Origin of the sequence: Rodentibacter heidelbergensis (assembly GCF_002000125.1) — a bacterium.
Lineage (GTDB): Bacteria > Pseudomonadota > Gammaproteobacteria > Enterobacterales > Pasteurellaceae > Rodentibacter > Rodentibacter heidelbergensis.
In genome coordinates this window covers 71,176-97,253 of the sequence record NZ_MLHH01000004.1, presented here as the reverse complement: position 1 = coordinate 97,253, position 26,078 = coordinate 71,176, and the positions used below count along the sequence as shown (strand labels likewise).

Sequence of the window (26,078 nt, the reverse complement as noted above, 5' to 3'; positions counted from 1 at the left end):
TTACCGTGGAATCCCCTTTGACGGTGAGATTTTTCTCAATGTTGGCATTGTTCGTCACCGTGAGATCTTTTGTGGTGGTTTTACCCGCCACTTTCACATCTTTCTCAAAGGTGGCATTGCCTTTTACCGTGGAATCCCCTTTTACGGTGAGATTTTTCTCAATGTTGGCATTGTTGGTCACTGTGAGATCTTTGGTGGTTGTCTTACCGGACACTTTCACATCTTTCTCAAAGGTGGCATTGCCTTTTACCGCGGAATCCCCTTTTACAGTGAGATTTTTCTCAATATTGGCATTGTTGGTCACCGTGAGATCTTTGGTGGTGGTTTTGCCCACCACTTTCACATCTTTCTCAAAAGTGGCATTGCCTTTTACCGTGGAATCCCCTTTTACGGTGAGGTTTTTCTCAATATTGGCATTGTTTGTCACCGTGAGATCTTTGGTGATTGTCTTACCGGACACTTTCACATATTTCTCAAAAGTGGCATTGCCTTTTACCGTGGAATCCCCTTTTACGGTGAGGTTTTTCTCAATATTGGCATTGTTTGTCACCGTGAGATCTTTTGTGGTGGTTTTACCCGCCACTTTCACATCTTTCTCAAAGGTGGCATTGCCTTTTACCGTGGAATCCCCTTTCACAGTGAGGTTTTTCTCAATATTGGCATTGTTGGTAACAGTAAGATCTTTTGTATTGGTTGTTCCCTTCACCTTAAGGTTTCCACCAATATCAGCCGCACCTTTGGTCGAAAGGGTGTTAAACTCAGGGTTTTCTGCAATTTGAATTTCAACTTTATCTGCCGTGACTTTGGTTTTCACATTTTTCGCACTATAAGCCCCAGCCGTTGTGCCATCCCCTTTAATATTTAGGGTCTGACCCAGTTTGCGGTCGGTTTGTCCAGTGTTACCCACAAAAGTCAACGGATTCTTTGCCACCTTATCTAATTGGCCCTTATTCACCGCATCTGTCGGTGCAACACCATCTTTAACACCTTTAACGATATTATCGCCCATGTTGATGGTAGTGCCTTTGTTCACCGTCAGGTTTTTACCCGCACCGCCAATGGTGGTGTCACCGGATAAAATCGTGTTACCTTTAGACTCTAACTTATCCTTCACCACCACATCGTCTGACTTCAAGTGAGTAATATCGCCGTTTGTCGTCTTCAGATTATTACTATTAATATTCGTTGCTTTTGTTGTCGCATCCTTAATCAGCCCTTGAACTTGGTCTAGGGTTGTTGCATCGTTACCCTTCGTTGCTTTCGCTAAATTAGTTAAGCGGTTGCCACCTGCATTAAAGGTTGAACCTGCTTTTAGGGTTACACTACCTAAGTTGCTGGTGCCGGCAACACTGAGATCGCCGCCAATGGTTGCCCCACCTGTGGTGGTGATGGCATCAAAGGTTGGCGAGTCATTTAAAGCAAAAGTAAGATTTTTGCCATTTTGGGTGATGTTGAGATTTTTGCCTGCAACCACTTTAATGGTGTTGCCCATTTCCACTTTTTCTGCTTTACCACCAGCAACATTGCCATCTCCTTTTTCGGCAAGAATAGTCCAACCTTTGTTGACTGTATCTAAAGCAGTGTCTGCTGTACCTTTGGCGGTATCGGCGGTATTTTTGGCTAGGTCTGCTGTATCTTTAGCGGTATCCGCCGTATCTTTTGCTGTATCTGCTGTATCTTTTGCTGTATCTGCTGTATCTTTAGCAATATCCGCCGTATCTTTGGCAGCATCTGCTATATCTTTAGCCGTATCTGCCGTATCTTTGGCCGTATCCGCCGTGTCTTTAGCAAGATCGGCGATATCTTTCGCCGTATCCGCCGTGCCTTTAGCAAGATCGGCGGTATCTTTCGCCGTATCCGCCGTGCCTTTAGCAAGATCGGCCGTATCTTTGGCGGTGTCTGCGATATTTTTGGCATCGGTGGCAGCATTACTCACTTTATCTAACTGACCCTTATTCACCGCATCATTTGCGTCCACGCCATCGGCAACATTTTTAACAACATTATTTCCCATGCTGATGGTAGTGCCTGTTTTTACAGTGAAGTTTTTGCCTGCGCCACCAATGTTCGCATCACCTGTGGTGATGGCATCAAAGGTTGGCGAGTCATTTAAAGCAAAAGTGAGGGATTTGCCATTTTGGGTGATGTTGAGGTTTTTGCCTGCGACCACTTTAACGGTGTTACCCATTTCCACTTTTTCTGCTTTGCCACCGGTCACATTGCCATCCCCTTTTTCGGCAAGAATGTTCCAGCCTTTGTTGACCGTATCTAAAGCAGTGTCTGCTGTACCTTTGGCGGTATCAGCGGTATTTTTGGCTAGGTCTGCGGTATCTTTCGCTGTATCAGCTGTGTCTTTGGCAACATCTGCGGTATCTTTAGCGGCATCCGCTGTATCTTTTGCTGTATCGGCGGTATCCTTGGCAAGATCTGCGGTATCTTTAGCCGTATTTGCAGTGTCTTTAGCAAGATCGGCAGTATCTTTCGCCGTATCCGCTGTATCTTTGGCAAGATCAGCGGTATCTTTTGCGGTGTCCGCTGTATTTTTGGCATCAGTGGCGACAGTATTCACTTTATCCAACTGGCCTTTATTCACCGCATCATTTGCGTTCACCCCATCGGCAACATTTTTAACAACATTGTTCCCCATGTTGATATCGGTGCCATTTTTTACGGTGAAGTTTTTGCCTGCGCCACCAAGGTTCGCATCACCTGTGGTAATGGCATCAAAGGTTGGCGAGTCATTTAAAGCAAAAGTGAGGGCTTTGCCATTTTGGGTGATGTTGAGGTTTTTACCTGCGATCACTTTAATGGTGTTGCCCATTTCTACTTTTTCTGCTTTGCCACCGGCAACATTGCCGTCTCCTTTTTCGGCAAGAATGTTCCAACCTTTGTTGACCGTATCTAAAGCGGTGTCTGCTGTGCCTTTGGCGGTATCAGAGGTATTTTTAGCAATATCCGCTGTGTCTTTTGCGGTATCTGCCGTGTTTTTAGCAATGTCTGCGGTGTTTTTCGCAATATCCGCCCTGTCTTTGGCAGTATCAGCAGCATTTTTGGCAAGGTCTGCAGCGTTTTTAGCAGTATCCGCTGTATTTTTAGCCGTATCTGCGGTATTTTTAGCATCATTGGCGACATTGCTCACTTTATCCAATTGGCCTTTATTCACCGCATCATTCTTATTCACTCCATCGGCAATATTGGTAATTTTATTTTTATTGGCATTAATTGTCGCACCGGTCGCAAAGCTTACTGTCTTCCCCGCACCACCTAAATTCACATCCTCATTAGCCGAAAGGGTTTTGTTGATATTCACGGTTGCTAAATTTGACGTTCCAGTTACGGTGAGGTTTTTCGTAGTGACTAAATCAGCATCAACGGTGGCTGACTTCACTTTTGTGAAAGCCACTTCATCTTTCGTTTTAATCGTAATATCACTGCCTTTTCGTTCAACGATAATGTTTTTATCTTGGTTAATACCAATATGACCCGCTCTAGTGATCTTCTCGCCCTTATCGGTATTGGCTTTAAGCAAGAAACCGGAGTTATCTAGGGCTTTATTAATCGTGGCTACAACGGTTGTGGTGTTGGTAAGCCCCACCTTCGCCCCACGAGCTGTTGAGGCTTTGCCCGAATTATCCACCGAGATATCCTGTGTTTGGGCATTGATTTTGATAATCGACTCACGATTACCACTAAAAATGTTAGTTTTAATATAGTCCGTATCCATAATCGTCACGGTACTATCATTATTGACTCGGGCTTTGATATTTCGATTTTCTTTCAGGTTAAAACCGACATGCGACATCACCGCATAAAGTTGGCTACCGTTTACGGCATCGGTCGAACTCGCTGTAACACGCCCTGCAGCGACATTCACAATTTGTCGTTTGTGGGTTGAATTACCAATAGACAATGCACTATCTGGTGCTCTCCCTGCAATGGTGGTAACGCCTACTGTCGTCCCTTTGTCATTTTTAAAGGATAAATCCGGCACAGGAAGCACATGGCCAACTTCAGAGCCTGCCCCTAATGCAACCGCATTATCTGCCCCCATTCCCACTTTGGCTCCCTCACCAATTGCGGTTCCACCAATAGATTGAACGGCGATATTGCTCCCCAGCGCAGTGCCTCGGGTATATTCAATGCCGGAATTTGAACCAATGAGAACAGAATCTTGCCCTTTGACTGTTGATTTCGTCCCCACCACAATAGCGTATTCACTGTCTCCCCGTGCAACCGTTGCTTTGTTACCAATTGCAATGGCATATTCTGCTTCAGTGTGTGCTTCTACCCCTTGTGCCAAACTGTGGCCAGCTTCTGTTGCAGCACCTTTACCGAACGCCATCGAGCCATAGCCGGTTGCTCGGGTGTTGTCGCCTAGAGTAATGGAAGATTCATCTTGCGCATCCGCCACATTACCGATGGCAATAGAACGAGGGCCACCTGCTTGGCTGTCTGTGCCTAAGGCAATGGCCTCATCTGCACCATCTGCGGTGGTGGCATTCGTACCAATTGCTGTTGAGCCTTTAGAATGGGTGGAAGCATTAAATCCCATCACCGTTGAATAAATTGCAGAGGCACTTGCACTGTCCCCCACGACCACGGATTTCGCCCCATCAACAAAAGCGTTGCTTCCAACAACAACTGTTTGTACATTATTTGCATTCACTACGCTACTATTGGCACCAATCACAGTTGAGTTTTCAGCAATGGCTTCCGCCTCTTTCCCTACTGCAACACTATTCACCATCGCTCTACTGTATCCACCTAATGCTGCGGCCCCCTCTCCGACAGCTTCGCTATGCCCACCGATAGCAACAGCATTTTTACCATGTCCTTTTGAAGCAAATCCTATCGCAATGCCCAGATTCCCTCCGGCAAGTGAGTTTCCTCCAATGGCAATTGCCCCACCGCCAATCGATCGGGCGCCTGGATGTCCCGGCCCTTCCCGCCCAATGGCAATGGAATTACTATCTCCACGGGCCTCCCCACCTGCAATTGCCGTCCCTTGCCCAGCAGTCCATTGAACAGTGCTGCTTTTAACCGCAAAGGCATTTGGGGATAGCGCCATCATGATGGCTGAAGCAAGGGCAATCTTTTTAAAGGTTGAAAAATTACGACTTTCTTTATTGACTTCTGACATTTCAAGGACATTGTTGGAAGAGGATTTGCAATGCCCTTTTGCTAATTCTGATACCGCGACCCAAGTTTGTGTCGCTCGGTTAAAAATAACCTTAAAAGTTTTGTTCATAAATAATCATTCCTTTAAATTTTTGTTCTATTAGGTTTTACTTTGTTTAGCATTTACCAATCATTAAAATTGCCAAAAGCATCTTGATAACAATACAAAAACAAAGTGGAGGCGGATTTTAACCAGTTTTTAACATTTAACCTAGAGAAAACCGTGAGAAAGTGTCTGAGGGGGGGAGGTCTAACCAGTTGAAATTCTAGTAATTTAGTCGGTTAATCACTCAATCCGGCAAGAAATTGACGATTTTTCTGCACTTAAATATCGAAAAACACAAAAGCAATCGTTTAGCCAAGAAATTAACTATTCTTTAACATTTCAATTTAAAGACCAGTGCGATGAGAAGATGAAATAGGCAGTGATAAGCCTTAATGAGAAGATGTTTTTTTGCGGAGATGATCGCCGTCTGTTTTGTGGAGTTTTGCAAGGGTAAACACCAATGCCAAAGCAAAAAGTGAAGAGGTGAGGAAAGTGGCACTGAAGGCTTGTTGTAGCCCTTCCCCTTCATGACCCCAAAATTGGCGATAGCAATTTAAAATCATGGAGGAAACGGCAATGCCGAAACCAATGCCCACTTGTTGAACAATGCTCAGTACCGTTGAACCAACACCAGCCTGCTGTTGGGTAAGATCGCCTACGGTTAAGGTATTCACCGCAGTAAAAATCATCGACATACAAGCGCCATACCACATTAAATTGAAGACAATCCAGCCAAGGGAGGTTTGGTTGTTCAACCATGCCATAGAAACAATGCCTAGTGCCATCAAAAGTGCGGATGAAATGAGCGTTGTTTTGTACCCCCACTTATTGAGAATTCGCCCGACGAGGGTTTTAAATAGCACGGACATTAAAGCAATGGGAGCAAGCAACCAGCCGGATGTTTCTGCACTGTAACCAAAAGAAAGCTGAAACATTAAGGGCAATAAAAAAGGGATACCGGAAGCCGATAAACGGATAAACACATTGGCGAGAATGCTTAGTCTGAACGTCCGTGTATGAAATAAAGAAAGGGGGAGTATTGCCCGTTCATTTCCTTTTGCATACTTCACATAAAGGGCCAATAAGCCTACACCGAACATGAGCGAACCATAAGCAGCCCACAGGTTTTGGCGGCGTTCTCCTAATAAATCTAAACCGAGTGTTAATCCCACCAAACCGAGAGCGAATAATAAAAAACCTGTCCAATCTAATTTTTCTTCCTCACCTTTGAGGTTATCCATGACCAAACCTGCCGTCCAAATGCCTAATAGCCCGATAGGGATATTGATTAAAAATATCCAATGCCAAGTGGCATGAATCACCAACCAACCGCCTAAGATCGGCCCTAAAATCGGCCCGATTAATCCGGCCGTTGCCATGAGATTCCACGCGTTGAGAAGTTGCTGTTTAGGCACGGTTTGAATAATGGCTAAACGGGCAACGGGCATCATAAATGCGCCCCCGATGCCTTGAAGCACTCGGGCGAGGATTAGACTTTCTAAATTGGGTGCAGCCGCACAAGCCACCGAGCCTAATACAAAGGTGAACACTGCTGTGCGAAACACTCGGCCGGTGCCAAACTTGGCGGCCGCCCATGCGGTGAGGGGAATAAATAAAGCAACGGCTAAGGAATAAGCAATAATCGCCATTTGCATTTCAAAGGCCGGTTCATGTAAATCCGCTGCAATGGCCGGCAATGCGGTGTTTAAAATGGTGGCATCAAGGCTTTGCATAAACAGTGCCATCGCCGCCACCCAGGCTAATCCTCGATAATTATTGCTCTCTGTCATGGTTCTTCCTGTGGGATAACCAATGTTCGATAAAATCTGCTATCTGTGAAATCTGATTGATGTCGAGCAAAGTGCGGTCAGTTTCAAGGGAATAATTAGTGGCAAGGGCAAGCACGTTGTCATCGATTTCAGGTAAGGCTTTCACCATTTCTTGGCGGTGGAGAAGAATTTTGGGAATCGGCTCTTCTTTAAACCCCTCCACCAAAATGAGATCCGTTAATGTTTCGTCAAATTGTTGAGCCAAATAATTGAGGGAAACCGGAGAGCGGGTTTCTGTCATCATCGCCCAGCGGTTATCGCACGCCATGATGACCTGTGCAGAGCCTGCCTCTTTCATTCGCCAACTGTCTTTGCCCTCTTTATCCACCTGTGCGTTGTGATGGCTGTGTTTGATGACAGACACGCGAATACCACGAGCAATAAGCTCGGGAATGAGTTTTTCTAAAAGCGTGGTTTTGCCGCTTCCGCTATAACCGGTAATGCCAAGTAGGGGGCATTGAATAGACATAAAAACTCCCTTAAAAATGACCGCACTTTAGCCCGCCATACTATCCTGCCACAGAGGGTAAATAGCCGGTTTGAATAAGAAACGGAATAATCATAATCACCACGCCTATCAACAAAGCGATCACTAACGCCGGCGTGCCGCCGATAACACGATAAGGTAAGGTCGGATTTTTTTGACGGGTACGCCAAGCCAAGCCAATAGGCAAAATTAAGCAATAGAAGGCACACAATAGCCCCGCATAGCTTAATGCGGTGATAAATCCTTCAGGGTAAAACAAGGCAAACACCAATGGCGGCAGAAAAGCAGCAAGTGAGAGGGAAATGCGGTTATGAGGCAAATGATAGCGTTTAAAGAGATCACCCAATCCTTCAAATACACCTAACATCACCCCAAGGAAAGAGGTGATAAGGGCAAGGGAAGAGAAAATACGCACCACTTCGCCCATGGTGCTTGAACCGGTGATTTCACGCACCGCATTGACTAAACCGTTTAAGGTCGGATCGGCTTGTAAAATACGCACAAATTCACTTTGGCTCAATACCCCATGGGTCGCTAATTGCCAGACTAAATAGGCAATCAACGGAATGGCGGTTCCGATCAAAATTGCTTTGCGAAATTGCGCAACATTGCCGTCTAAATAGCTGTTTATGCTTGCCATAATGACGTGGAAACCAAAAGAGGTGAAGAAAATCGGGGCAGCCGAAATGACAAAGGCATAATCTAACGGCAATGCCATTAAATTCTCTGTCGCCACATTAGGGAGCATCATAAATAAGACAAAAGCGAAAGCAATGAGCTTACCGATAAATAATAACCGGGTGATGCCATCCACCCCTTTTGTGCCGATCACGACAAAAGCACCGAGAACCACGGTAAAAATGATAATGGCACTTTTCAGGGAAAGGGCTTCTAAACCAAATGCGGTGGGTAGCCCTGAAAGTAAAGAGCCACCCCCGGTGATATAGGCGGCAGAAAGGGCATAAAGTAAAACCAATAAGCTGAGGGTTGCTAACACACGGCCTGCCACGCCAAAGTATTTTTCTGCCAATGTGGCGACCCCGTCATCGAGCTTATCCGCCGTTTGATAGACTTCGACAAATAATAATCCGCTATAAACCAGCAATGCCCAAAGCCCCACCAGCAATAGTAAGGTGTAACCAAACCCCATGCCCGCAGATGTGAGCGGCATCGCCAACATTCCCGCACCAATCGTGGTTCCCGCAATAATTAACGCGCTTCCGAAAGTTTTGTTTTTTAACATAAAATTGACCTTATATTTATTTGATGTTGTGTTTTTAAATTAAAAGTAACGACACGACTGCCTGTTTATTATAGATTGAAATAGTTGAAATTTTTTAGAGGCCGCTACGACACCCTTATGACTGTTTTAATAGAGGCAGTAAAACCTCGGTATTATGCCGTATCTTCTATAATTAATCTAATCCTCCAACAAAAAAGCCCGACAATCTTCAATTGGCGATAACTGAAATTCATTTATGCGTTATTTATATGCAAAAATACAAGATTTTGCGATCTCACTCGAAAAATAGCCTTTTCTCCGTTGACCTCATTGTAAATGGCATTAAACTAAACCAGATTTCAGTTAAGGAGCTTGTATGACAAAATCAGAAATGGTGTCTTCAGTGGCGGAATACCTCACCTTTATGACTGCCACAGGCGAGAGCCAAGTTAATGCCATTTATGCAGACGAAAATGTCTGGCTGAGCCAAAAAATGATGGGGCAGCTTTATGATGTTGAAGTGCCTACGATTAACTATCACCTAAAAAAAGTCTTTGATGATAATGAGTTATCGGAAAATTCAGTTATTAGAAATTTTCGAATAACTGCCGATGATGGTAAAAATTACCAAACCAAACACTATAATCTTTCAGCGATTATTGCAGTAGGTTATAAAGTTAATTCTGAGCGAGCGGTGCAATTTCGCAAGTGGGCAACAGAAATTATCCAAACCTACACTATCAAAGGCTTTGCGATGGACGATGAGCGGTTGAAAAATGATGGTACTCGTTTAGGTAAAAAGTATTTTGAAGAACAACTTGCCCGTATCCGAGAAATTCGCCTATCGGAACGCAAGTTTTACCAAAAAATCACCGATATTTATGCGACTTCCATTGATTATGACCGCACAGCTACTGCAACCAAACGCTTTTTTGCCACAGTGCAAAACAAGTTGCACTGGGCAATTCACGGTCATACCGCTGCAGAATTGATTATAGAACGAGCAAACGCTAGCAAGCCGAATATGGGCTTGACCACTTGGAAAGACGCTCCACAGGGAAAAATTTATCCTTTTGATGTAGTGGTAGCAAAAAATTATTTATCTGACAATGAATTAGCTCAACTTCAACGCTTGGTATCCGCTTATTTGGATATGGCGGAAGATATGGCGTTACGCCAAATCCCAATGACAATGCAAGATTGGGAAACAAGGCTCAACCGCTTTTTAGACGCCACCGACCGAGCGGTGTTACAAGACGCAGGCAAAGTTACCGCCGAAATTGCCAAGGCCCATGCTTTGAGCGAATTTGAAAAATACCGAGTTATTCAAGACCAACGCTTTGAAAGTGATTTTGATCGATTGTTGAAAGAAGGAGAGTAAAAAGAGCGGTGGAATTTTGGGGGAGATTTTGCGATTGTCAAATCAAAAGGTTGTGTTAAACGGCAAACAAACCCTCTTCCCTTACCACAGTAAAGAAATGGGGACATACCTAGAGAATAAAATCAAAAAAGACTTAAAAAAATAGCAATAGAAAATCTTGAAATATTGTTTTCATTATCTTGAATTTCATATCACCATTATTTTGAAAAACCTGAAAACGCCATTAAATCTGACCGCTCTTTTCTTTGTAATGAAGGCGGCAGACGGAAAGATAGGTGTCATTGCCGCCAATTTGGATTTGTTCGCCCTCTTTCACCACTTCACCGCTTTCCGTGAGGCGAAGAACGAAATTGGCTTTTCGTCCGCAATAGCAGATGGTTTTGAGTTCTTCCAGTTGATCCGCCCAGGCGAGCAAATATTGGCTTCCCTCAAAAAGTTCCGCTTGGAAATCGGTGCGTAGCCCGTAGCATAATACAGGAATTTTCAGTTTATCTACCACATCACTGAGCTGATAGACTTGATGTTTTGTGAGAAACTGCGCTTCGTCCACCAGTACGCAATGAATTTTTTGCTGTTGTAAATGTTGGCTGATTTCACTGAATAAATCCGTTCCGGCATTAAATAAGTTCGCCTCTTGGGCTATGCCGATACGGGAGGTCACTTTCCCCACCCCGAAACGATCATCAATCGCTGCCGTATAAACAAGGGTGTTCATATTACGTTCACGGTAGTTATAGGAGGATTGTAACAGTGTGGTGGATTTTCCGGCATTCATCGTGGAATAATAAAAGTATAGCTTTGCCATGATTTACTCGTCTGTTTTCAAATGTGCTAAATGATGAGGCTTGATTACATCACTTAGCGTTGCATATTTTTCATTATCTTTGTTCAATTGCGGGGAGTTCCGCCATTGCCCAACGTGGTTTGACCTCGATAGCCAATTCATTATATTCGCCTTGTTTTAAACGTAAAAAACCGGTGTAGGCAATCATTGCGCCATTATCGGTACAAAACTGCGGTTGGGGATAAAAGACTTCGCCTTTTAAATCTTTCATTAATTTTGCTAAGGTTTCACGCAATCTTTTGTTGGCACTCACGCCACCGGCAATAACCAGACGTTTATAGCCCGTTTCTTTTAATGCCCGTTTACATTTGATGGCCAGGGTATCCACCACTGCTTCTTGGAAAGCATAGGCGATGTCCGCTTTGGTTTGTTCGGTGAGTTCGCCCTCTTCTTTGAGTGCTTGATTGATTGTGTTGGCAGCAAAGGTTTTTAAACCGGAAAAGCTAAAATCCAGCCCCGGACGATCCGTCATTGGGCGTGGGAAATTGAAACGGTTCGGTGAACCCTGTTCTGCTAAACGGGAAAGTGCTGCCCCCCCCGGATAATCTAAGCCAAGTAATTTAGCGGTTTTGTCAAAGGCTTCCCCTGCGGCATCATCAATAGATTCGCCAATCACTTCATAACGCCCCACACCCTCTACGCTCACCAATTGGGTATGCCCTCCGGATACGAGTAACGCCACAAAAGGAAAGTGCGGTCGGTTTTCATCCAACATTGGCGCGAGCAGATGCCCTTCCATATGATGAACGCCGATCGCAGGAACATTCCACGCATAAGCCAAAGAGCGGGCAATGGTAGCCCCTACAAGCAATGCCCCCACAAGCCCGGGGCCACTGGTATAAGCGATGCCGTCAATCTCTTCCGGCTTCAAATGGGCTTCGGCTAAAGCGGCCTGAATGAGTGGGGCGGTTTTGCGAATATGATCTCGGGAGGCCAGTTCCGGCACCACACCGCCGTAATCTGCATGAAGCGAAATTTGGCTATAAAGTTGGTTTGCGATTAACCCTTTTTCTTCATCATAAATCGCCACCCCTGTTTCATCACAAGAGGTTTCAATGCCTAAGATTTTCATTGATTTTCTCAATTTAGTTTTTAAAATAAGGCGCAATTTTACCTTGTTTGGTCGGTTTTAACCAGTTGAAACCATGAATTAGGGCAAATTGCATATTCTTTCCTTTACTTTCTCCCCGAAAGTAGATTAGAATTGCGACCTTTATTGAATTTGCCATTTATGGCATAGATAAATTTTTAAATTGCAATTAAATTAAACTCATTGAGGTGATTGGCTTATGCCTGTAATTAAAGTACGTGAAAACGAATCATTTGACGTAGCTTTACGTCGTTTCAAACGCTCTTGCGAAAAAGCAGGAATTTTAGCAGAAGTTCGTGCTCGTGAATTCTATGAAAAACCAACTACTGTTCGTAAACGTGAAAAAGCAACCCTTGCAAAACGTCACGCAAAACGCAATGCTCGTGAAAATGCGCGCAATACCCGTTTATACTAATCAGTAGTATTTTCTAACTCGAGTTATACAAACCGTGATACCTTTGGTCTCACGGTTTTGTTGCTTTAAAACTCGCCCAAAAATGACCGCACTTTCACATCCTATTTCAAGGGGGCAATCAATATGAAAGGCTTAATTCCAAAGACATTTATTGATGATTTGCTGGCAAAATCCAATATTGTTGATGTGGTGAACGCGCGTGTAAAGCTGAAAAAAGCAGGGCGTGATTATCAAGCCTGTTGCCCTTTCCACCACGAAAAAACGCCCTCTTTTACGGTGAGTGAGAAAAAACAGTTTTATCATTGCTTCGGTTGTGGAGCAAACGGTAATGCCATTTCTTTTTTAATGAATTACGACAGACTGGAATTTGTCGAGGCCATTGAGGAACTGGCTGCCATGGCGGGGTTGGAAGTGCCTTATGAAAAACGGGCGAATACGGAAAATCAGCGTCCACAAATCAGCTATCAGACAAAACGCAATCTGTATGAATTAATGCAGGATATTGCCGCATTTTATCGAACACAGTTGCCGCTTAATATTCCGGCACAGCACTATTTACAACAACGTGGGCTATCCCCTGAGATTATTGAGCGTTTTCAAATCGGCTTTGTGCCGAATTCGCCGGATACCGTATTACGCCAATTCGGCATTAACCGTGAAGCGCAGCAAAAATTACGGGATCTCGGTATGCTATCGCAAAACGATCGTGGCAGCCTATATGATAAATTTCGCAATCGGATTATGTTTCCTATTCGGGATAAACGTGGGCGAACGGTTGCCTTCGGTGGTCGGGTATTGGGTGATGAAAAACCCAAATATTTAAACTCACCAGAAACCGTAACTTATCACAAAGGGAACGAACTTTACGGCTTATATGAAGCACTGCAAAGCAATGATAGCCCCTCAAAATTACTGGTGGTAGAAGGCTATATGGATGTGGTGGCGCTTGCCCAATTTGGGGTGGATTATGCGGTTGCCTCGCTTGGCACTTCCACTACATCAGCACAAATTCAATTGCTTTTCCGTTCTACCGAACAAGTGATTTGTTGCTATGATGGCGACCGTGCCGGACGAGATGCCGCATGGCGGGCATTGGAAAATGCGTTGCCTTATTTGGAAGACGGACGACAAATTAAATTTATCTTCCTCCCCGATGGCGAAGACCCGGATACTTATATTCGCCAGTACGGCAAAGAGAAATTTGAAGAATATATTGAAAGCGCACAATCGCTCACCGATTTTCTCTTTGCCCACCTCAATCCACAGGTGGATTTTTCCACCAAAGAGGGACGGGGGAAATTAGTCGCACTCGCCTCCCCGTTAATTCGTCAAATTCCCGGGGAAGCATTGCGCTTGTCTTTACGCAATAGTTTGGCACAAAAGCTCGGGATTTTTGATGAATCCCAACTGGAGAGTTTAATTCCTAAACAAACCGCATCATCTGCACCGGTAGTGAGCCCTAATACTTCATCGAAAATGAAGAAAACCCCTATGCGTTTGGTGATTTCGCTTTTGTTACAAAATACCCATTTAGTCAATCGTATTACCGAAGCAGGGTTAATGGCATTGCGAGGCGAGGCCGGTTACGATTTATTGGAAAAATTGACCGCACTTTGCCGCACACGGGAAGGGATTACCATGGGGCAAATTTTAGAGCATTTTCGTGATACACAATACTACCGCCCCCTTGAAATTTTAGCTACATGGGAGCATTTACTGGACGAAAAAGAAATCATCAATGCCTTTTCACAAAATTATCGCCGTTTGAATATTCAAGCGATTGAACGCGATATTGCCATGCTTATTGCGAAAGAACGATCCGAAGGATTAACCGAACAGGAAAGACAAGTGCTTGTCACGCTTATCACCGGCAAAGAAGAACAGAAAAAACAGTTAGTTAATCCTTAATAACAGTGATAAAATCTTTTGCCAAAAAGCGAGAAATTCATCCATCGAAAACAATACGACACAGGTATAACAATGGAACAAAATCAGCAATCTACATCAGAACAATATTCAGAACAAATCGAACAACTGATGGAATTAGGTCGTACGCAGGGCTATTTAACCTATGCGGAAATTAACGATCTTCTCCCTGAAGATGTGGTTGATCCCGAATACTACGACAAATTACTCCAAACCCTGCAAAATGATGCTGGCATTCCGGTCTTGGATGAAGCGCCGGAAAGTGACGAGATGATGTTAAACGATACCATTCCCGATGAAGATGCCGTAGAAGAGGCGACACAAATTCTCTCTAATGTGGAATCGGAAATCGGTCGTACAACCGATCCTGTGCGGATGTATATGAGAGAAATGGGTACCGTTGATTTATTAACCCGTGAAGATGAAATCAGTATCGCTAAACGAATCGAAGAAGGGATTGATGAGGTTCAAACCTCTATTGCGGCTTATCCGGAAGCCCTCAATGATTTGCTCGCCCAATACGATAAGGTAGAAGAAGGCAATGTTCGCCTTTCCGATCTGATTTCCGGTTTTGTGGATCCGAATGCCACTTCAGAAGAAAGCCCTGAATTATCGGAAGATTTCGATAAAGATGAGCAAAATGGCGATGACAATGTGGATATCGAGGATAATGAAGAGGATGAAGACAATGATTCCGAATCAGACAGCAGTGATTCCGACAACAGCATCGATCCGGAAGTAGCCCGTGAAAAATTCATGGAGCTCAAAGCACAACACGCAAAAACCTTAGAACTTATCGCCAAACACGGACGAGATCACAAAAAAGCCAAAGCTCAAGTGATCGTGTTAGCCGAAACCTTTAAACAATTCCGTCTTGTACCGAAACAATTCGATTTACTTGTATTATCAATGAAAAATATGATGAAACGTGTGCGTGCCGAAGAACGCCAGTTACAAAAAGTATTGATTGATATTGCAGGTATGCCAAAAGAAGAATTTGAAAAAATTATCATCAACTTTGGTAGCAGTGATGCTTGGTTAGATAAAGCCTTAAAATCCACAAAACCTTGGGCAAAACGTTTACCAAAATATGAAGAACGTATTCGTGAAGCCCTAGCCAATTTAGCGGCATTCGAAGAAAATTCAAACCTGACCGTTAAACAAATCCGCACCATTTGCGATGCCGTAGCCCGTGGTGAGCAAAAAGCCCGCCGAGCGAAAAAAGAAATGGTGGAAGCCAATTTACGTTTGGTGATTTCTATTGCGAAAAAATATACCAACCGTGGGTTACAATTCTTAGATTTAATCCAAGAAGGTAACATCGGATTGATGAAAGCGGTGGATAAATTTGAATATCGTCGAGGATATAAATTCTCCACTTATGCCACTTGGTGGATTCGCCAAGCAATTACTCGCTCAATTGCCGATCAAGCCCGTACCATTCGAATTCCGGTGCATATGATTGAAACCATCAATAAACTCAACCGTATTTCCCGCCAAATGTTGCAGGAAATGGGACGAGAGGCCACACCTGAAGAATTAGCAGAACGTATGGGAATGCCGGAAGATAAAATCCGTAAAGTGTTAAAAATTGCCAAAGAACCAATTTCGATGGAAACCCCAATCGGTGATGATGACGATTCCCATTTAGGTGATTTTATTGAAGACAGTACCCTTGAATTACCATTAGACTCAGCAACAGCACAAAGTCTTAAAGCGGCAACCCATGAGGTATTGGAAGGCTTAACACCTCGTGAAGCGAAGGTATTGCGTATGCGTTTTGGTATTGATATGAATACCGATCACACACTTGAAGAAGTGGGCAAACAATTTGATGTGACCCGTGAACGTATTCGACAAATTGAAGCAAAAGCCTTACGCAAACTTCGTCATCCAAGCCGCTCGGAAACCTTACGCAGCTTCCTGGATGAATAATCAACAATATAAAACGAAAGCGTATCATTCAGTTTCGTTTTATATCGAACAACAAAAAGGGCGATATTTTCGCCCTTTATTTTTCTAACCCAACACGGCTCAGTGCCGTATTTTTATTTCATTTTTTCAATAAAATGCTTAATAAAAAGAAATCGTTAATGTAACGTTGTGAAATTTAAATCTCTAATTGCTCCGGTTTACATTGATAGATTTTTGCCAATTTTTCTCGGGTCTTTTTTTGTGGTTTGCTTTCTTTGCGTTCTGCTTGAGAAATCGCGGATTGAGTTAATCCAGTGCGCTCTGCGACTTCAGATTGTGAAAGATTGCGATAAATACGCCAAGCAGCCAACAAACTCACATCTTGATTAAACATGATATTCACTACATCATTGGGAATTAATTCCGCCCCATCCTCGTTAGGTTCAAGGGGAATATTTTCCCATTCGATAGCATTATCATTATCAAAAGGGCTTGCCTTCATTAATAAATCTTCATATTCCTCAATAGGTAAAATAACAAATTCCGGTTTCCCTTGTGGGTCGTTAATATATCGGTGGTTTAAATTCATGTTACTTTCTCCTAACTATAAGTGCGTTCATTACGGCGTTTTATGGTTTGAATATTGATAATTCTTGGTTGTCTATTTATCACTTCAAAAATAATACGATAACAGCCAATTCTTAGCCGCCACTTTCTTTCTTCACCTCTTAACTTCTTAGTGTCTAGTGCTTCATTAGGGAAGGATTCAAGGGCATTGACCTTTTCTCTTATCGCTTTTTGATACCTCTTATCTATTTTCAAAAGTTGCCGCAAGGCATCTTTTGTCCAATTTATTCGGTTCATATAGTTCCTAAGGTATACTCAAAATAATTAGATTATAAGATTATTTATTATTTTATCAATAAGAAAATTAGCAATGTTTTAAGAGATATTCAATGAGAGACTAAAATGTTGAAAAATCAATTAGAGAATTAAAAACGACAATAAAAACAAGTAATATCCAACAAAAACAACAAATTGAAAATGATTAACGTATTGTTTTTAAAAGGAAAGAGGTTATCTGACTAGATAGATGGCGGTGAGAGGGAACAATCACTTTTTACTGTCAAGCCTTGATATGCCTAGCTTCTTTAACTTCCCATTTATAGTGTAGGGAGTATCTTGGGGAGTTAAAATCTATTATTTATCTTTGCTTGGCGGCATTTTCAAGAAAAACATTTCTTCGGTCAATCTTTAAATTTCGTTTAATTATTGGCTTTGATTCTATTTACGATAAAAGAATTTGTGCATAGCCGCACGTTCTTGCGTTTCTTTCCAAATCTGTTTTTCTCTTTTACGTTTGAGATCTTTTTTCGTGTTATATGCAAAGATTCCAATAAAAAACAAAATAATGGCATACCATAAGAACGGGTTATCAGCTATTGCATAAATTATGACGAAAGGTAATGCAAGAATTGCAACGGCCAACACTACGATTAATGGACCAAACAGGATTAAAGTGAGTAATTTTCCAATCGTGTTTATTTTAGTTTGATGTTTATTAAACCATGGTTTTAGCGGGGTAAACATATACACCAAAAAGACTATGATTAAGTAGATTGGAAGGAGCATTGGGAGAATATTGATAAAATATGTTCCCCCAATTATAAGTCCTGCAATCACTAAATAGACTGGAACACTTATCAAAACCAAAAATAATGTAATCATTTTTTTGTATCCTAGTTGTCATTATGCTTGATTCTAAGACAAGTAGAAAAAAATAAAAACATTTTGTTCATATAAAAGATCATCAGCCCCACCAAGTATTTTTCATAAAAATAATTTTTTTCTGTGAGTATGTTTTTTTCATAGGAAACGTAGGAATTTTAGGAACGAAAATTTTTTTATTTTATTTATCAAATATTTAAGTGCTAAAAATCGTTCCTATTTTTAGTTTTCCAAATAGGAACAGAATAGGAATTTTTTAGGAACGGAAAAACGCTATTTTTTCAAAATAGGAATGAAAAGGGAAAAAATAGGAATAAAAAGCAATGAAATAGGAATAATAAACTATAAAATAGTAACTGTTTATTTTTATAAGACATTGATTTATAAGTATTTATTGTTATTTATTCCTATTTTTCCTATAAAAAATCAATTTAACCTACAAAAAATCTTTTTCAGAGCATAAAAAAGCAAGGTGTCCGCCTTGCTCTTTTGGTAATTTAGCTGTTTTCTTCTTCGGTTTCCGGCTCATCTGAAAACGGCATGATTTTAAATGCCCTAAATTGTTTTCCCATCATTTTTTTAGGTACTTTGAACATAAATTCATAGCCTACCTCTTCTGTTTGTGGTCTTTTCAATATGCCGGCATTGAACAGCACGCTTTTTAGCATATTTTTGGGGTAAATACTCATTGCCTCATAAAAAACGGAAGGGATCACAAAATAATGCTCTGTAAATTTAGATTCTTTCACATTATCCGATAACACTCTCACCCCGGCTATTTTCTGCGGTGTTCTTGCGTTTGGGTCGTGTGGATACTCAATAAAACAAGATTCATTGACTAAAAGCCAATTCACCACGCTATCAATAATGCTGGTTTCTTCTCGGCTGTTTTCGCCAAATTCCTCTTTCCAGTTGAGAAAGTTTTTCAAAATGGCTTGTGCGCTTTCTTCTTCCGTCCATTGGGTTAAATCTTTGGCTAAATATAACGCTGTTTCCAGCACGGCAAAACGATCACCAGCTACACGTTGAACTTGCCCGCTCATATTGCTAGATAAATCTAACCATTTTTGCCGGATTGCTTTATAGGTGGTTTTTATGCTGTCCGCATTATTGGCAAGGAAAGCGATCCATTCACGCCCAATCACGCCAAAGCATTCTTGCACTTTTTCGTTCAGGTGGTCGGCGTGGGCTTTATTGTTCGGGAAATGGTGCAAATTATGCGCTTCTTCCAGTGGAACGTTTAAAAGCCGCACTAATTGCCCTGCGTGGACTTTTGCCCCTTGTAACCTTAATTGGGTTTCTAAATCCTTTTCACCGGTTGAAAGTGCGGTTACTTTCCAGCGTTTTATTTGGCGGTTTCCGCCTTCTTTCTCGCCGCGTATTTTGTCCGTCTCGTTAAACAGGTCATAAGCGATATTTTCAAGGTTTTTCCCGTCTTTGGCTTGCCCGATTTCGTCAAGAGTAATAAAACCGTCATTGCGTGCGGCGGCTTCGTTTTTAACGCCGGTTGCCGTGGTACTCCAGCTTAATTTGATTTTGTCTGGGTTGCCGTAAATGCTGTTAGCTATGTTCAATGTCGTACTTTTCCCTTTTGAACTTTCGGCGAAAAGGTGAACGCCAAAGGATTCACGCCCTAAAAGTGAAAGCATAGGGGCGGCAAGTGCAACCGCCACGCCCAACATCATCGAAACATTGCCTTTTACATTTTGGGCTATTTCCCGTTGCCAATCGGCAAGCGTACCGGCGGTGATATAGCCTAAACTTGAGCCGCTTTTATCGGTGAAATAAATCGGCTTTTTAGGTGTGCCAATGATTTCCCCATTTGGTAATAAATACGCCCCATTTAGCCAACCTGTAACGTTGGTGATCGTCCATTGTGTCGAATGGTTGCCGTTAAAGTGAAAATGCTCGGTGAGTTTCTGCGTTAAGCCCGATCCTTGTGTCATTTTCAAGCCTTGCGCCTTCAACATTTTCCAGCCGGAATCTGTGCCAAAATCTTCACGGGCAATCGCTACAGTTCTAGGGGTGTTTTCGTCTCGGTTTTGCCATTGGAACAAATAATAATATTCACCGCTTGCGGTTTTGCCTTCTCCTGCTAATTCTAAATTGTCACAAATCCACGTTTCTTTTTCTTGAATGATCTCACCGGTGTCCCTATCCACTTTAGGCGTTATATAATGTAACCCTTTAATCTTGCCATTTTCTCGATATTCAACATAAGGTGTTTTGCGTGGGGCGTTGCCTTGTTCTTCTGCTTCTATCACGATTTCAGCCGTATTGAGTGCCTGTTCATTTTCTCTTAAACGTAAAACATAGGCGCTTAAATCCTGCTTGTTTTCGCCCAAGTTATCGGCAAAAAAGACTTTTTCAGCCTTTGAATGTTTGGCAATGGCTAAAAGTAGGGCAGTTTCTTGTGCTTGGCTGACTTCACCAAAACGGCAAAATGTTACGGCGTGAATATCGTCTTTTAAAATTTGATAATTGCCCGCATTTGCCAGTTTTTCAGCGTCTAAAATGATCGGTTTATAATCATTTTCTAAGCCTAATTTATCGCGCAATAACCCCCATTCTAGCCCGTTGCCTTTCTCCTTCCCAAATCCCCAAGCTTTCCACGCTTTATCACCAATCAAAGCGTAAATATGCTCATAGGCTACGCGCCCTTGTTCGTCAAAGTGCGGTACTTTTGGCGGTTGTTTTTTATATGCCATAACTCCCCCTAACCTTGATTTCTATGCTTAAAAAACGCAATCACATCGCCTGCGCGGTATTTTTTCGGGGCGTTTTTCTTTGGTGTGCCTACGCTTGCCGGAAAATGCGGTTCGTGAATCAGTTTTTGCATTAAATAGCCGTATGAAATTTTGGCATAGTCTGCTACTTGTCGGGCCGTCCAGATTTCATCATCATTAAACGTTGCCTTGCCGTTTTCAAGTCGGCTTAGGCGTTCGTCATAATCAGCAAGAATGCATTTCAGGCTTGCCAGCGTTAATTTTGGTTTTTGTTGAATTGCGTTCATTCCCTCTTCCCCTATTTCCGATTTTTACGACGTGCTAGGCGTTGTGCCTTGCGTCTATTTTTAATTTTATTCATTCGTCTTTCGTAAAAATTGATCTGCTCATTTTTAGGAAATTCAAGCCCCAAGAAAGCCGCATTAAATAGCCCGCTATCACTGGCGAAAAATTCCAATTCTGCGCCGTTGGGAAAGTGTAAAGAATAGGTGTTCATGCTGTTGCTCCTTGTGGCTGTTGTTTTCTTCCGCCCATGATTTTGAATAAATCATTAAAGGCTTTTGCGCTGCTGTTTTGTTGTAAAGCGGTGTGGCGTACATAGGTTACTTTTTCGATATTGCTTACCTTTCCGCCGTTTTCCAGTTTCAGCCTTGTTTCTTCGCTTTTTGCCCATTGGCGGGCGGTGGCTTTGTCTGATTCAAAATAGCGGCTTGAAATGAGTTTCTTCCGATTAATTTGAATTTTCACCACGGCATAGTAAGCGGTTTGATTATTTTCATCAGTGAGAGAGTAGATACTAAATGCCATTTTTGCCCCCTTGCTGTGCCTTGAATTGCGCATATTTTTCAAGCGTTTGTTCGAGTGGGTAACGCCCGTTTTGTGAATAAACATCGCATAGGTAGTTATCTAGCCACTTTAAAGCAGGTGTACCATTTAGCTCTTTGATTAAGGCTAAATAGCAAACGCCAAAAAAGGCGAGGGAATCTGTTAAATCTCGTTCTTCCGGTTGTGTCGGAATGTTGAAACGCGCATTTAATTCATCAATCAATAATAAGGAAGGATTTGCTCTTTTCTCTTTGTCAGGGGAGCGATAAATTAAAATACCTTCATGAGTTTGAATTAGTTTTCCGGTGCAAGAATTAGGCATAAATCCCCCCTTGTGTAAAAGTGCGGTCAAATTTTGGGTTGATTTTGGCGATAAGTGAAAGGCATTGAAAATCGGCGCTAAGGCTTAGGCGCGCGTTGGTTTCGTTGTTGGCTTGAATAGTTTGAACGCACAAATTAAAGTGCGGGTGCGTGCGATTCACGCATAGAAATTTGTAGATCATCTCTGCGGTGTCCTTGTGTAAGTTTTGAGGAACTACCGCTAAAGTTTGCAGGCTTGGGCGGTAGCACATAACGGGCTGCAAAACCGTTACACAAGGAACACGGCAAAGGGCGGAACCTTTCCCATTATGCGCTACCATTGAGAATAGACTATCAGAAAATAGGCTATATTGAATAGGTGCGTAAACGCTACGAACAAAAAAAGCACGATTTGGCGTGCTGTTCGCCTTGTGTATAAAAACGATCTTGCAGTGACCGGCTTTAGATTTTGCTAAAGCGGATTTAATATAGTTTAATTTCGTTTTAACTGTCAAGGCTGAATTTGACAAAATACGGCTTTTTTTGTGCGTTTGATGATAAATGCTTGATTTTTGGCTATAATATGCCTGTTCATTTTTCATAAATGAATCCTTAGTTATGGTTAGATAATTAGTTGGTTTAGGATTTAAGCCTCCGTTCCCGCGGGGGCTTTTCTTTTGGCTGCATTTCGGCGTCAAGACTAGAAATTGATCTTTCCTTGTGTGTTGCCGGATGCTTTAAGCTGTGCTAAACGTTCTTCATTGGTCATGGGTTTCATCCCTGCCTCTTTCAAAAGTTCTTTTTCGCTTTTCTCCCAGCCGTTCGCCTCCGGGCAATCCACAAAAACCGCACGGCGAATGTTGGTGATTTGCCCCACAAATTCCGCTTGTAATTGGTTGCATTGCGGGCAATAAAGGCGAGCACTGGTAACCAGTAAAGAAAGTTTGCTACTTGTCCGAATACCTACTTTATGCCCGCAAAACGGGCAATAAATCGTTAATCCGCTCATCTTTCCCCCTTAGTGCGCATTGGGGTTTTCTGCAGTGTGATTTTGCTGCGCTAAATAACGCTCCACGGCTTCAACCGGATAACGGGCCAAGCGCCCAAACTTAACCGGCTTTGGAAATTTGCCGGCTTTTGATTGTTCCCATAGCCAACTGCGAGAAACTTGCAACATTTCGCAAAGTGTGGCGGTTGAGTAATAGCGTTGTTGTGAATCAATGGTTTTTTCCATACGTTTCCCTCTAATTCGTTGGTGTTGTCAAATAACGTGCTTTTTTGTCTTGTTTGTCGGGGTGGTATGGTAGGGAAAGGAGTTTTTGAAAAGTGGAAATTTCCAAAAATAGTTTGGAAATTTCCAAAAAAATGAAAGGTTATTTTGTTTTATTAAGCCAGTTTCTAAGCGTTTCCGGCGTGATGTTAATCTCTATTCCAGCACTGGCAAATTTTTTGGCTAATTCTCCGTTTAAAAGTCTTCTCGCTTTTTCAGGTTCATCTATGCCATAGTGCAATTTGAGTAAGGCTTTAATAAATTCGGCTTGGTTGGCTTGTTTTCGGGGTGATGTTTTTTCTTTTTCAATTTCCTCAATCTTTCCTTTTATTTCGTCCGTGTATTTCTTGCCATTAATAAAATCGTCAAAATCTGAATGCAGTATATAGAAATCATTAATCTTGAAGTGAATATTTTGATTTTCTTTTAAGTATAAAATAAATAATAACCTGTTTTGTTCATTATTTTTTGGAGTGAGCAGATAATTTATCCCTAGATCTAGGTTTAATCCATTATTTAATATTGTTTCTTCTGTTTTTATTTTTCTTGGGTGATGATGAAAAGGAAAGTTAAAAAAACCGTTCATTCTTAATATATCATCCTCTTTAACCGGTAAACATTCTAACAATCTTCTTACATCATTTATCTTATCGCCTATAAATTTAAAGCTTTTTCTTTCTGTCCAAAGCCTAAATTCATTTTCTTTTGCTTGCTTAAATGTTTGTGCAAAAAATATATTTTCTAACTCAAAGTCTTTCTCGCTTATGGTTCTTATCTCATTAGCTAAAATAATTTGGGGTAAATCATTTTCTTTTGTTTGAAGGAAACGATTATTCCCTATATTTAATGATAGAACGTTATATTCCATTTTCACGCTAAACATTAAATAACCGTGAATCCAGTAATGAATTAAATCCTCTATTGTTACCGGCTCATTAAATTCCCTTGTTAATTTATCCGCTGCTTGTTGCAAGCTATACCATTTTCTCGGTGGTAAAGTGGGTTTATTTTTTGTCATTTTTGATGAATCCTTAAATAAAAAGAAAAGCCCATCAATAGGGCTTTAAACGGGGTTTATTGGTTTTGTCTATGGCGTGCGTTTTCATAGGCTTTAAGGCGATCTCGCTTGCCTACGGATAATACAAAAACGGTGATTTCATTGTCTCGCACTTCATAAATAAGGCGATACCCCGCTGTGCGTAGTTTAATTTTATAAAGTGCGGGCGAAAATCCTCTTAATCTGTCCGCTTGCACATGGGGATTTTCTAACCGTTCGTACAATTTCTTCTTAAATTGGCTTTTTACTGGCTCGCCCAATTTCTGCCATTCTTTTAACGCTTTTTCATGGAATTTCAGGCTATAAGTCATCAAGGTTCACCGCAATAAATTCACCCTCTTTCATACGTTCTTGTGCAATTCTACCTAGCTCCGCATCTTCCGCTAGTTCTTGAAAATATTCAAACAGTGTGGGAGTAACACAATAAAAAGCCGGTTGATTTCGGTTTAAAATGGCGATAGCGCCCTGTTCACTTGCCTGTGCAATCCCCATCGGATCCCGCTTTAAATCGGTAATGCTTGCCACCTGTTGCGTTAAAATTTGATGAATTGCCATCATCCCCCCCTTTTTGTTTTAGATTGTCGTTTTTGTCTTTTTCGCAGGAATCATAGCACATTAAAAAACTTTTAAAAGTTTCTTTTTGAGGTATAAAAAAAGCCCCTTTCGGGGCGGTGGGTTAATAACTTAAAATAAAGGAATGGGCTTGAGTTTCGTTTGAAATTCGGTCAGATTCACGGGTTTGTTCAGCCATAAGCCTTGAATATTCACGCATAAGTGCATTTCTTTCACTGGGCTGAATTGCGCCTTGTTTGACTAAGCATTGCACGCTGTGATTCAAAAACAGGTTTGTGGCGTGAAGTAAATCCGCCGCATGCGCTTCAATGGTTTTTTCTTCCATTATGCCCGCCCCTCAATGCCCTCAATTAAAACCGCATGGCGGTAATTTTCCAGCAAATAATCAAGCTGTACCGAAAAATAAACATTTAGGCTATCTTCGCGCACTTCTTGCTTGAAGAATAGGCGGGCTGTGTTTTGTTTTAAATAAATGGCAAGGTTTGAAAGCGTGGTGATTAAAATACAATTTGCCGGAAAGAAAGGCGCATTGATTGCACGCAAGCCCCCGATAAGATTTTGTGCGATTAAAAGCACGCCATTTTGTGCATTAAGCTGTTTTGGCTCAAGCTGAATCAGTGCACCGTCTAAAACATTTCGCCCACAAATTGCGATTAAATCGCCACTTTCTTGAAGTGTTACCGGCAATTTTTCAAGGGCTTTTTTGATAAGTTGAGCGGTGGTTTGCCCGCTTAATTCACCGGCTTGAATCACTTGGGCTTTTTCTTTTAGCTGTGCATGCCAACCTTTCGCCATATCCTCGCCCAGTGGGTGGGCTTGTGGGTCGGAATCTTCTGCGCGGTGTGTGCCGTGAAAGCCTACCATGGTGAGATTTTTCGCCAATTCTCCGCCTAAACGGGCATTAAGGGCTTTTTCAAAATCAATTTCGGTAAAAAGATCCAGTTCGCTATGCAAAAGGCGAACGTCGAGATTAATTTGGGCGCACTCAAAAGGGGTTATATCTTGCACGATATTGCGCGGTTCTCGGGCGTGCTTGTCGGTGTCTGTGTTGCTGACAATCGGCAAAGAGAGGGCGTAAGTTTTATTTGGTGAATCTTCAACAAATTTTGTGGTGATTAAGCCTAAGAAAGCGTGATTTTTGATGCCTTGTTTAATAATCTTTTCCACTTTGGCGTGGTCGTTGAAATGGCTGTATTCTTGCATTTCTACGCCTTCAAGTTCGTTTTTGTAGGCGGTAAATTTTTCTTGAGTGAGTTTTTGCATACTG

General features: G+C 42.1%; 26 protein-coding genes. 4 read left to right on the top strand and 22 right to left on the bottom strand.

The genetic code is table 11. The features are described 5' to 3' along the window. The 4 genes from BKK48_RS02215 to BKK48_RS02200 all read right to left on the bottom strand — a co-directional run. A partial coding sequence (locus BKK48_RS02215; RefSeq protein WP_143538757.1) for an ESPR-type extended signal peptide-containing protein occupies positions 1 to 5,248 on the bottom strand: 5,248 nt, incomplete at its 3' end. A 365-nt stretch (positions 5,249 to 5,613) separates the two neighbouring features. Next, entirely contained in the window at positions 5,614 to 7,014 is a 1,401-nt protein-coding gene (locus BKK48_RS02210; protein ID WP_077426573.1) for an MDR family MFS transporter, read from the bottom strand. After that, a complete protein-coding gene (gene mobB / locus BKK48_RS02205) occupies positions 6,998 to 7,522 on the bottom strand; it encodes a molybdopterin-guanine dinucleotide biosynthesis protein MobB (protein ID WP_077426572.1) in 525 nt (174 codons plus the stop codon). Before mobB ends, BKK48_RS02210 begins: the two co-directional genes overlap by 17 nt. Positions 7,523 to 7,562: 40 nt before the next feature. Beyond that, on the bottom strand, positions 7,563 to 8,783 hold the full coding sequence (locus tag BKK48_RS02200) for an aromatic amino acid transporter (RefSeq protein WP_077426571.1): 1,221 nt from the start codon (positions 8,781 to 8,783) through the stop codon (positions 7,563 to 7,565). Positions 8,784 to 9,138: 355 nt separating this feature from the next. Here BKK48_RS02200 and BKK48_RS02195 point away from each other — a divergent pair, with 355 nt between their 5' ends. Continuing rightward, positions 9,139 to 10,143, top strand: coding sequence for a virulence RhuM family protein (locus BKK48_RS02195; RefSeq protein ID WP_077426570.1), 1,005 nt, complete (start codon positions 9,139 to 9,141; stop codon positions 10,141 to 10,143). A 223-nt stretch (positions 10,144 to 10,366) separates the two neighbouring features. Here the strand turns inward: BKK48_RS02195 and BKK48_RS02190 are convergent, their stop codons facing one another. Both BKK48_RS02190 and tsaD read right to left on the bottom strand, forming a co-directional pair. Beyond that, on the bottom strand, positions 10,367 to 10,948 hold the full coding sequence (locus BKK48_RS02190) for a thymidine kinase (protein WP_077426569.1): 582 nt from the start codon (positions 10,946 to 10,948) through the stop codon (positions 10,367 to 10,369). A gap of 73 nt (positions 10,949 to 11,021) precedes the next feature. Next, the gene (gene tsaD, locus BKK48_RS02185; protein ID WP_077426568.1) at positions 11,022 to 12,059 is read right to left on the bottom strand and encodes a tRNA (adenosine(37)-N6)-threonylcarbamoyltransferase complex transferase subunit TsaD; all 1,038 of its coding nucleotides are present in this window, start codon (positions 12,057 to 12,059) and stop codon (positions 11,022 to 11,024) included. Positions 12,060 to 12,276: 217 nt separating this feature from the next. Between tsaD and rpsU the strand changes: the two genes are divergently transcribed. The 3 genes from rpsU (at position 12,277) to rpoD (ending at position 16,353) form a co-directional block, all read left to right on the top strand. Further along, positions 12,277 to 12,492, top strand: coding sequence for a 30S ribosomal protein S21 (rpsU, locus tag BKK48_RS02180; RefSeq protein ID WP_018356521.1), 216 nt, complete (start codon positions 12,277 to 12,279; stop codon positions 12,490 to 12,492). A 123-nt stretch (positions 12,493 to 12,615) separates the two neighbouring features. Continuing rightward, entirely contained in the window at positions 12,616 to 14,400 is a 1,785-nt protein-coding gene (gene dnaG, locus BKK48_RS02175; RefSeq protein ID WP_077426567.1) for a DNA primase, read from the top strand. Positions 14,401 to 14,472: 72 nt separating this feature from the next. After that, positions 14,473 to 16,353 (top strand): RNA polymerase sigma factor RpoD, encoded by a 1,881-nt coding sequence (rpoD, locus tag BKK48_RS02170; protein WP_077426566.1) that lies wholly within the window; start codon positions 14,473 to 14,475, stop codon positions 16,351 to 16,353. 175 nt (positions 16,354 to 16,528) lie between these two features. Here rpoD and BKK48_RS02165 read toward each other — a convergent pair whose 3' ends face one another. From BKK48_RS02165 to BKK48_RS02090, 16 genes are all read right to left on the bottom strand, one after another. Continuing rightward, positions 16,529 to 16,921: a helix-turn-helix domain-containing protein gene (locus tag BKK48_RS02165; RefSeq protein ID WP_077426565.1), complete on the bottom strand. Its 393-nt coding sequence runs from the start codon at positions 16,919 to 16,921 to the stop codon at positions 16,529 to 16,531. Positions 16,922 to 16,932: 11 nt separating this feature from the next. Then, on the bottom strand, positions 16,933 to 17,196 hold the full coding sequence (locus tag BKK48_RS02160; RefSeq protein WP_077426564.1) for a type II toxin-antitoxin system RelE family toxin: 264 nt from the start codon (positions 17,194 to 17,196) through the stop codon (positions 16,933 to 16,935). A 420-nt stretch (positions 17,197 to 17,616) separates the two neighbouring features. Then, complete coding sequence (locus BKK48_RS02155) at positions 17,617 to 18,060, bottom strand: hypothetical protein (RefSeq protein WP_077426563.1); 444 nt, start codon at positions 18,058 to 18,060, stop codon at positions 17,617 to 17,619. A 497-nt stretch (positions 18,061 to 18,557) separates the two neighbouring features. After that, positions 18,558 to 20,768, bottom strand: a complete 2,211-nt coding sequence (locus tag BKK48_RS02150) for a DUF927 domain-containing protein (RefSeq protein WP_077426562.1) — start codon at positions 20,766 to 20,768, stop codon at positions 18,558 to 18,560. Positions 20,769 to 20,776: 8 nt separating this feature from the next. Continuing rightward, entirely contained in the window at positions 20,777 to 21,073 is a 297-nt protein-coding gene (locus BKK48_RS02145) for a hypothetical protein (protein ID WP_244154850.1), read from the bottom strand. A gap of 11 nt (positions 21,074 to 21,084) precedes the next feature. Next, complete coding sequence (locus BKK48_RS02140; RefSeq protein WP_077426561.1) at positions 21,085 to 21,282, bottom strand: hypothetical protein; 198 nt, start codon at positions 21,280 to 21,282, stop codon at positions 21,085 to 21,087. After that, entirely contained in the window at positions 21,279 to 21,593 is a 315-nt protein-coding gene (locus BKK48_RS02135) for a hypothetical protein (RefSeq protein WP_077426560.1), read from the bottom strand. The genes BKK48_RS02140 and BKK48_RS02135 overlap by 4 nt, the downstream gene beginning before the upstream one ends. Then, the gene (locus BKK48_RS02130; RefSeq protein WP_077426559.1) at positions 21,583 to 21,933 is read right to left on the bottom strand and encodes a hypothetical protein; all 351 of its coding nucleotides are present in this window, start codon (positions 21,931 to 21,933) and stop codon (positions 21,583 to 21,585) included. Before BKK48_RS02130 ends, BKK48_RS02135 begins: the two co-directional genes overlap by 11 nt. Then, a complete protein-coding gene (locus BKK48_RS02125; protein ID WP_077426558.1) occupies positions 21,926 to 22,513 on the bottom strand; it encodes a host cell division inhibitor Icd-like protein in 588 nt (195 codons plus the stop codon). Before BKK48_RS02125 ends, BKK48_RS02130 begins: the two co-directional genes overlap by 8 nt. Positions 22,514 to 22,611: 98 nt before the next feature. Beyond that, the gene (locus tag BKK48_RS02120; protein ID WP_077426557.1) at positions 22,612 to 22,920 is read right to left on the bottom strand and encodes a transcriptional regulator; all 309 of its coding nucleotides are present in this window, start codon (positions 22,918 to 22,920) and stop codon (positions 22,612 to 22,614) included. Positions 22,921 to 22,929: 9 nt separating this feature from the next. Continuing rightward, positions 22,930 to 23,145: a helix-turn-helix transcriptional regulator gene (locus BKK48_RS02115; protein ID WP_077426556.1), complete on the bottom strand. Its 216-nt coding sequence runs from the start codon at positions 23,143 to 23,145 to the stop codon at positions 22,930 to 22,932. Between the two features lie 139 nt (positions 23,146 to 23,284). Further along, complete coding sequence (locus BKK48_RS02110) at positions 23,285 to 24,199, bottom strand: hypothetical protein (protein ID WP_077426555.1); 915 nt, start codon at positions 24,197 to 24,199, stop codon at positions 23,285 to 23,287. A 56-nt stretch (positions 24,200 to 24,255) separates the two neighbouring features. After that, a complete protein-coding gene (locus BKK48_RS02105) occupies positions 24,256 to 24,549 on the bottom strand; it encodes a type II toxin-antitoxin system RelE family toxin (protein ID WP_077426554.1) in 294 nt (97 codons plus the stop codon). Then, positions 24,539 to 24,793 carry a type II toxin-antitoxin system Phd/YefM family antitoxin gene (locus tag BKK48_RS02100; RefSeq protein WP_077426553.1) on the bottom strand — a complete coding sequence of 85 codons (255 nt, stop codon included), beginning with the start codon at positions 24,791 to 24,793 and terminating at the stop codon, positions 24,539 to 24,541. The genes BKK48_RS02105 and BKK48_RS02100 overlap by 11 nt, the downstream gene beginning before the upstream one ends. Before the next feature lie 121 nt (positions 24,794 to 24,914). Continuing rightward, positions 24,915 to 25,136: a hypothetical protein gene (locus BKK48_RS02095; RefSeq protein ID WP_077426552.1), complete on the bottom strand. Its 222-nt coding sequence runs from the start codon at positions 25,134 to 25,136 to the stop codon at positions 24,915 to 24,917. Then, on the bottom strand, positions 25,136 to 26,074 hold the full coding sequence (locus BKK48_RS02090; RefSeq protein ID WP_077426551.1) for a P2 family phage major capsid protein: 939 nt from the start codon (positions 26,072 to 26,074) through the stop codon (positions 25,136 to 25,138). Before BKK48_RS02090 ends, BKK48_RS02095 begins: the two co-directional genes overlap by 1 nt. Between the last annotated feature and the right edge of the window lie 4 nt (positions 26,075 to 26,078).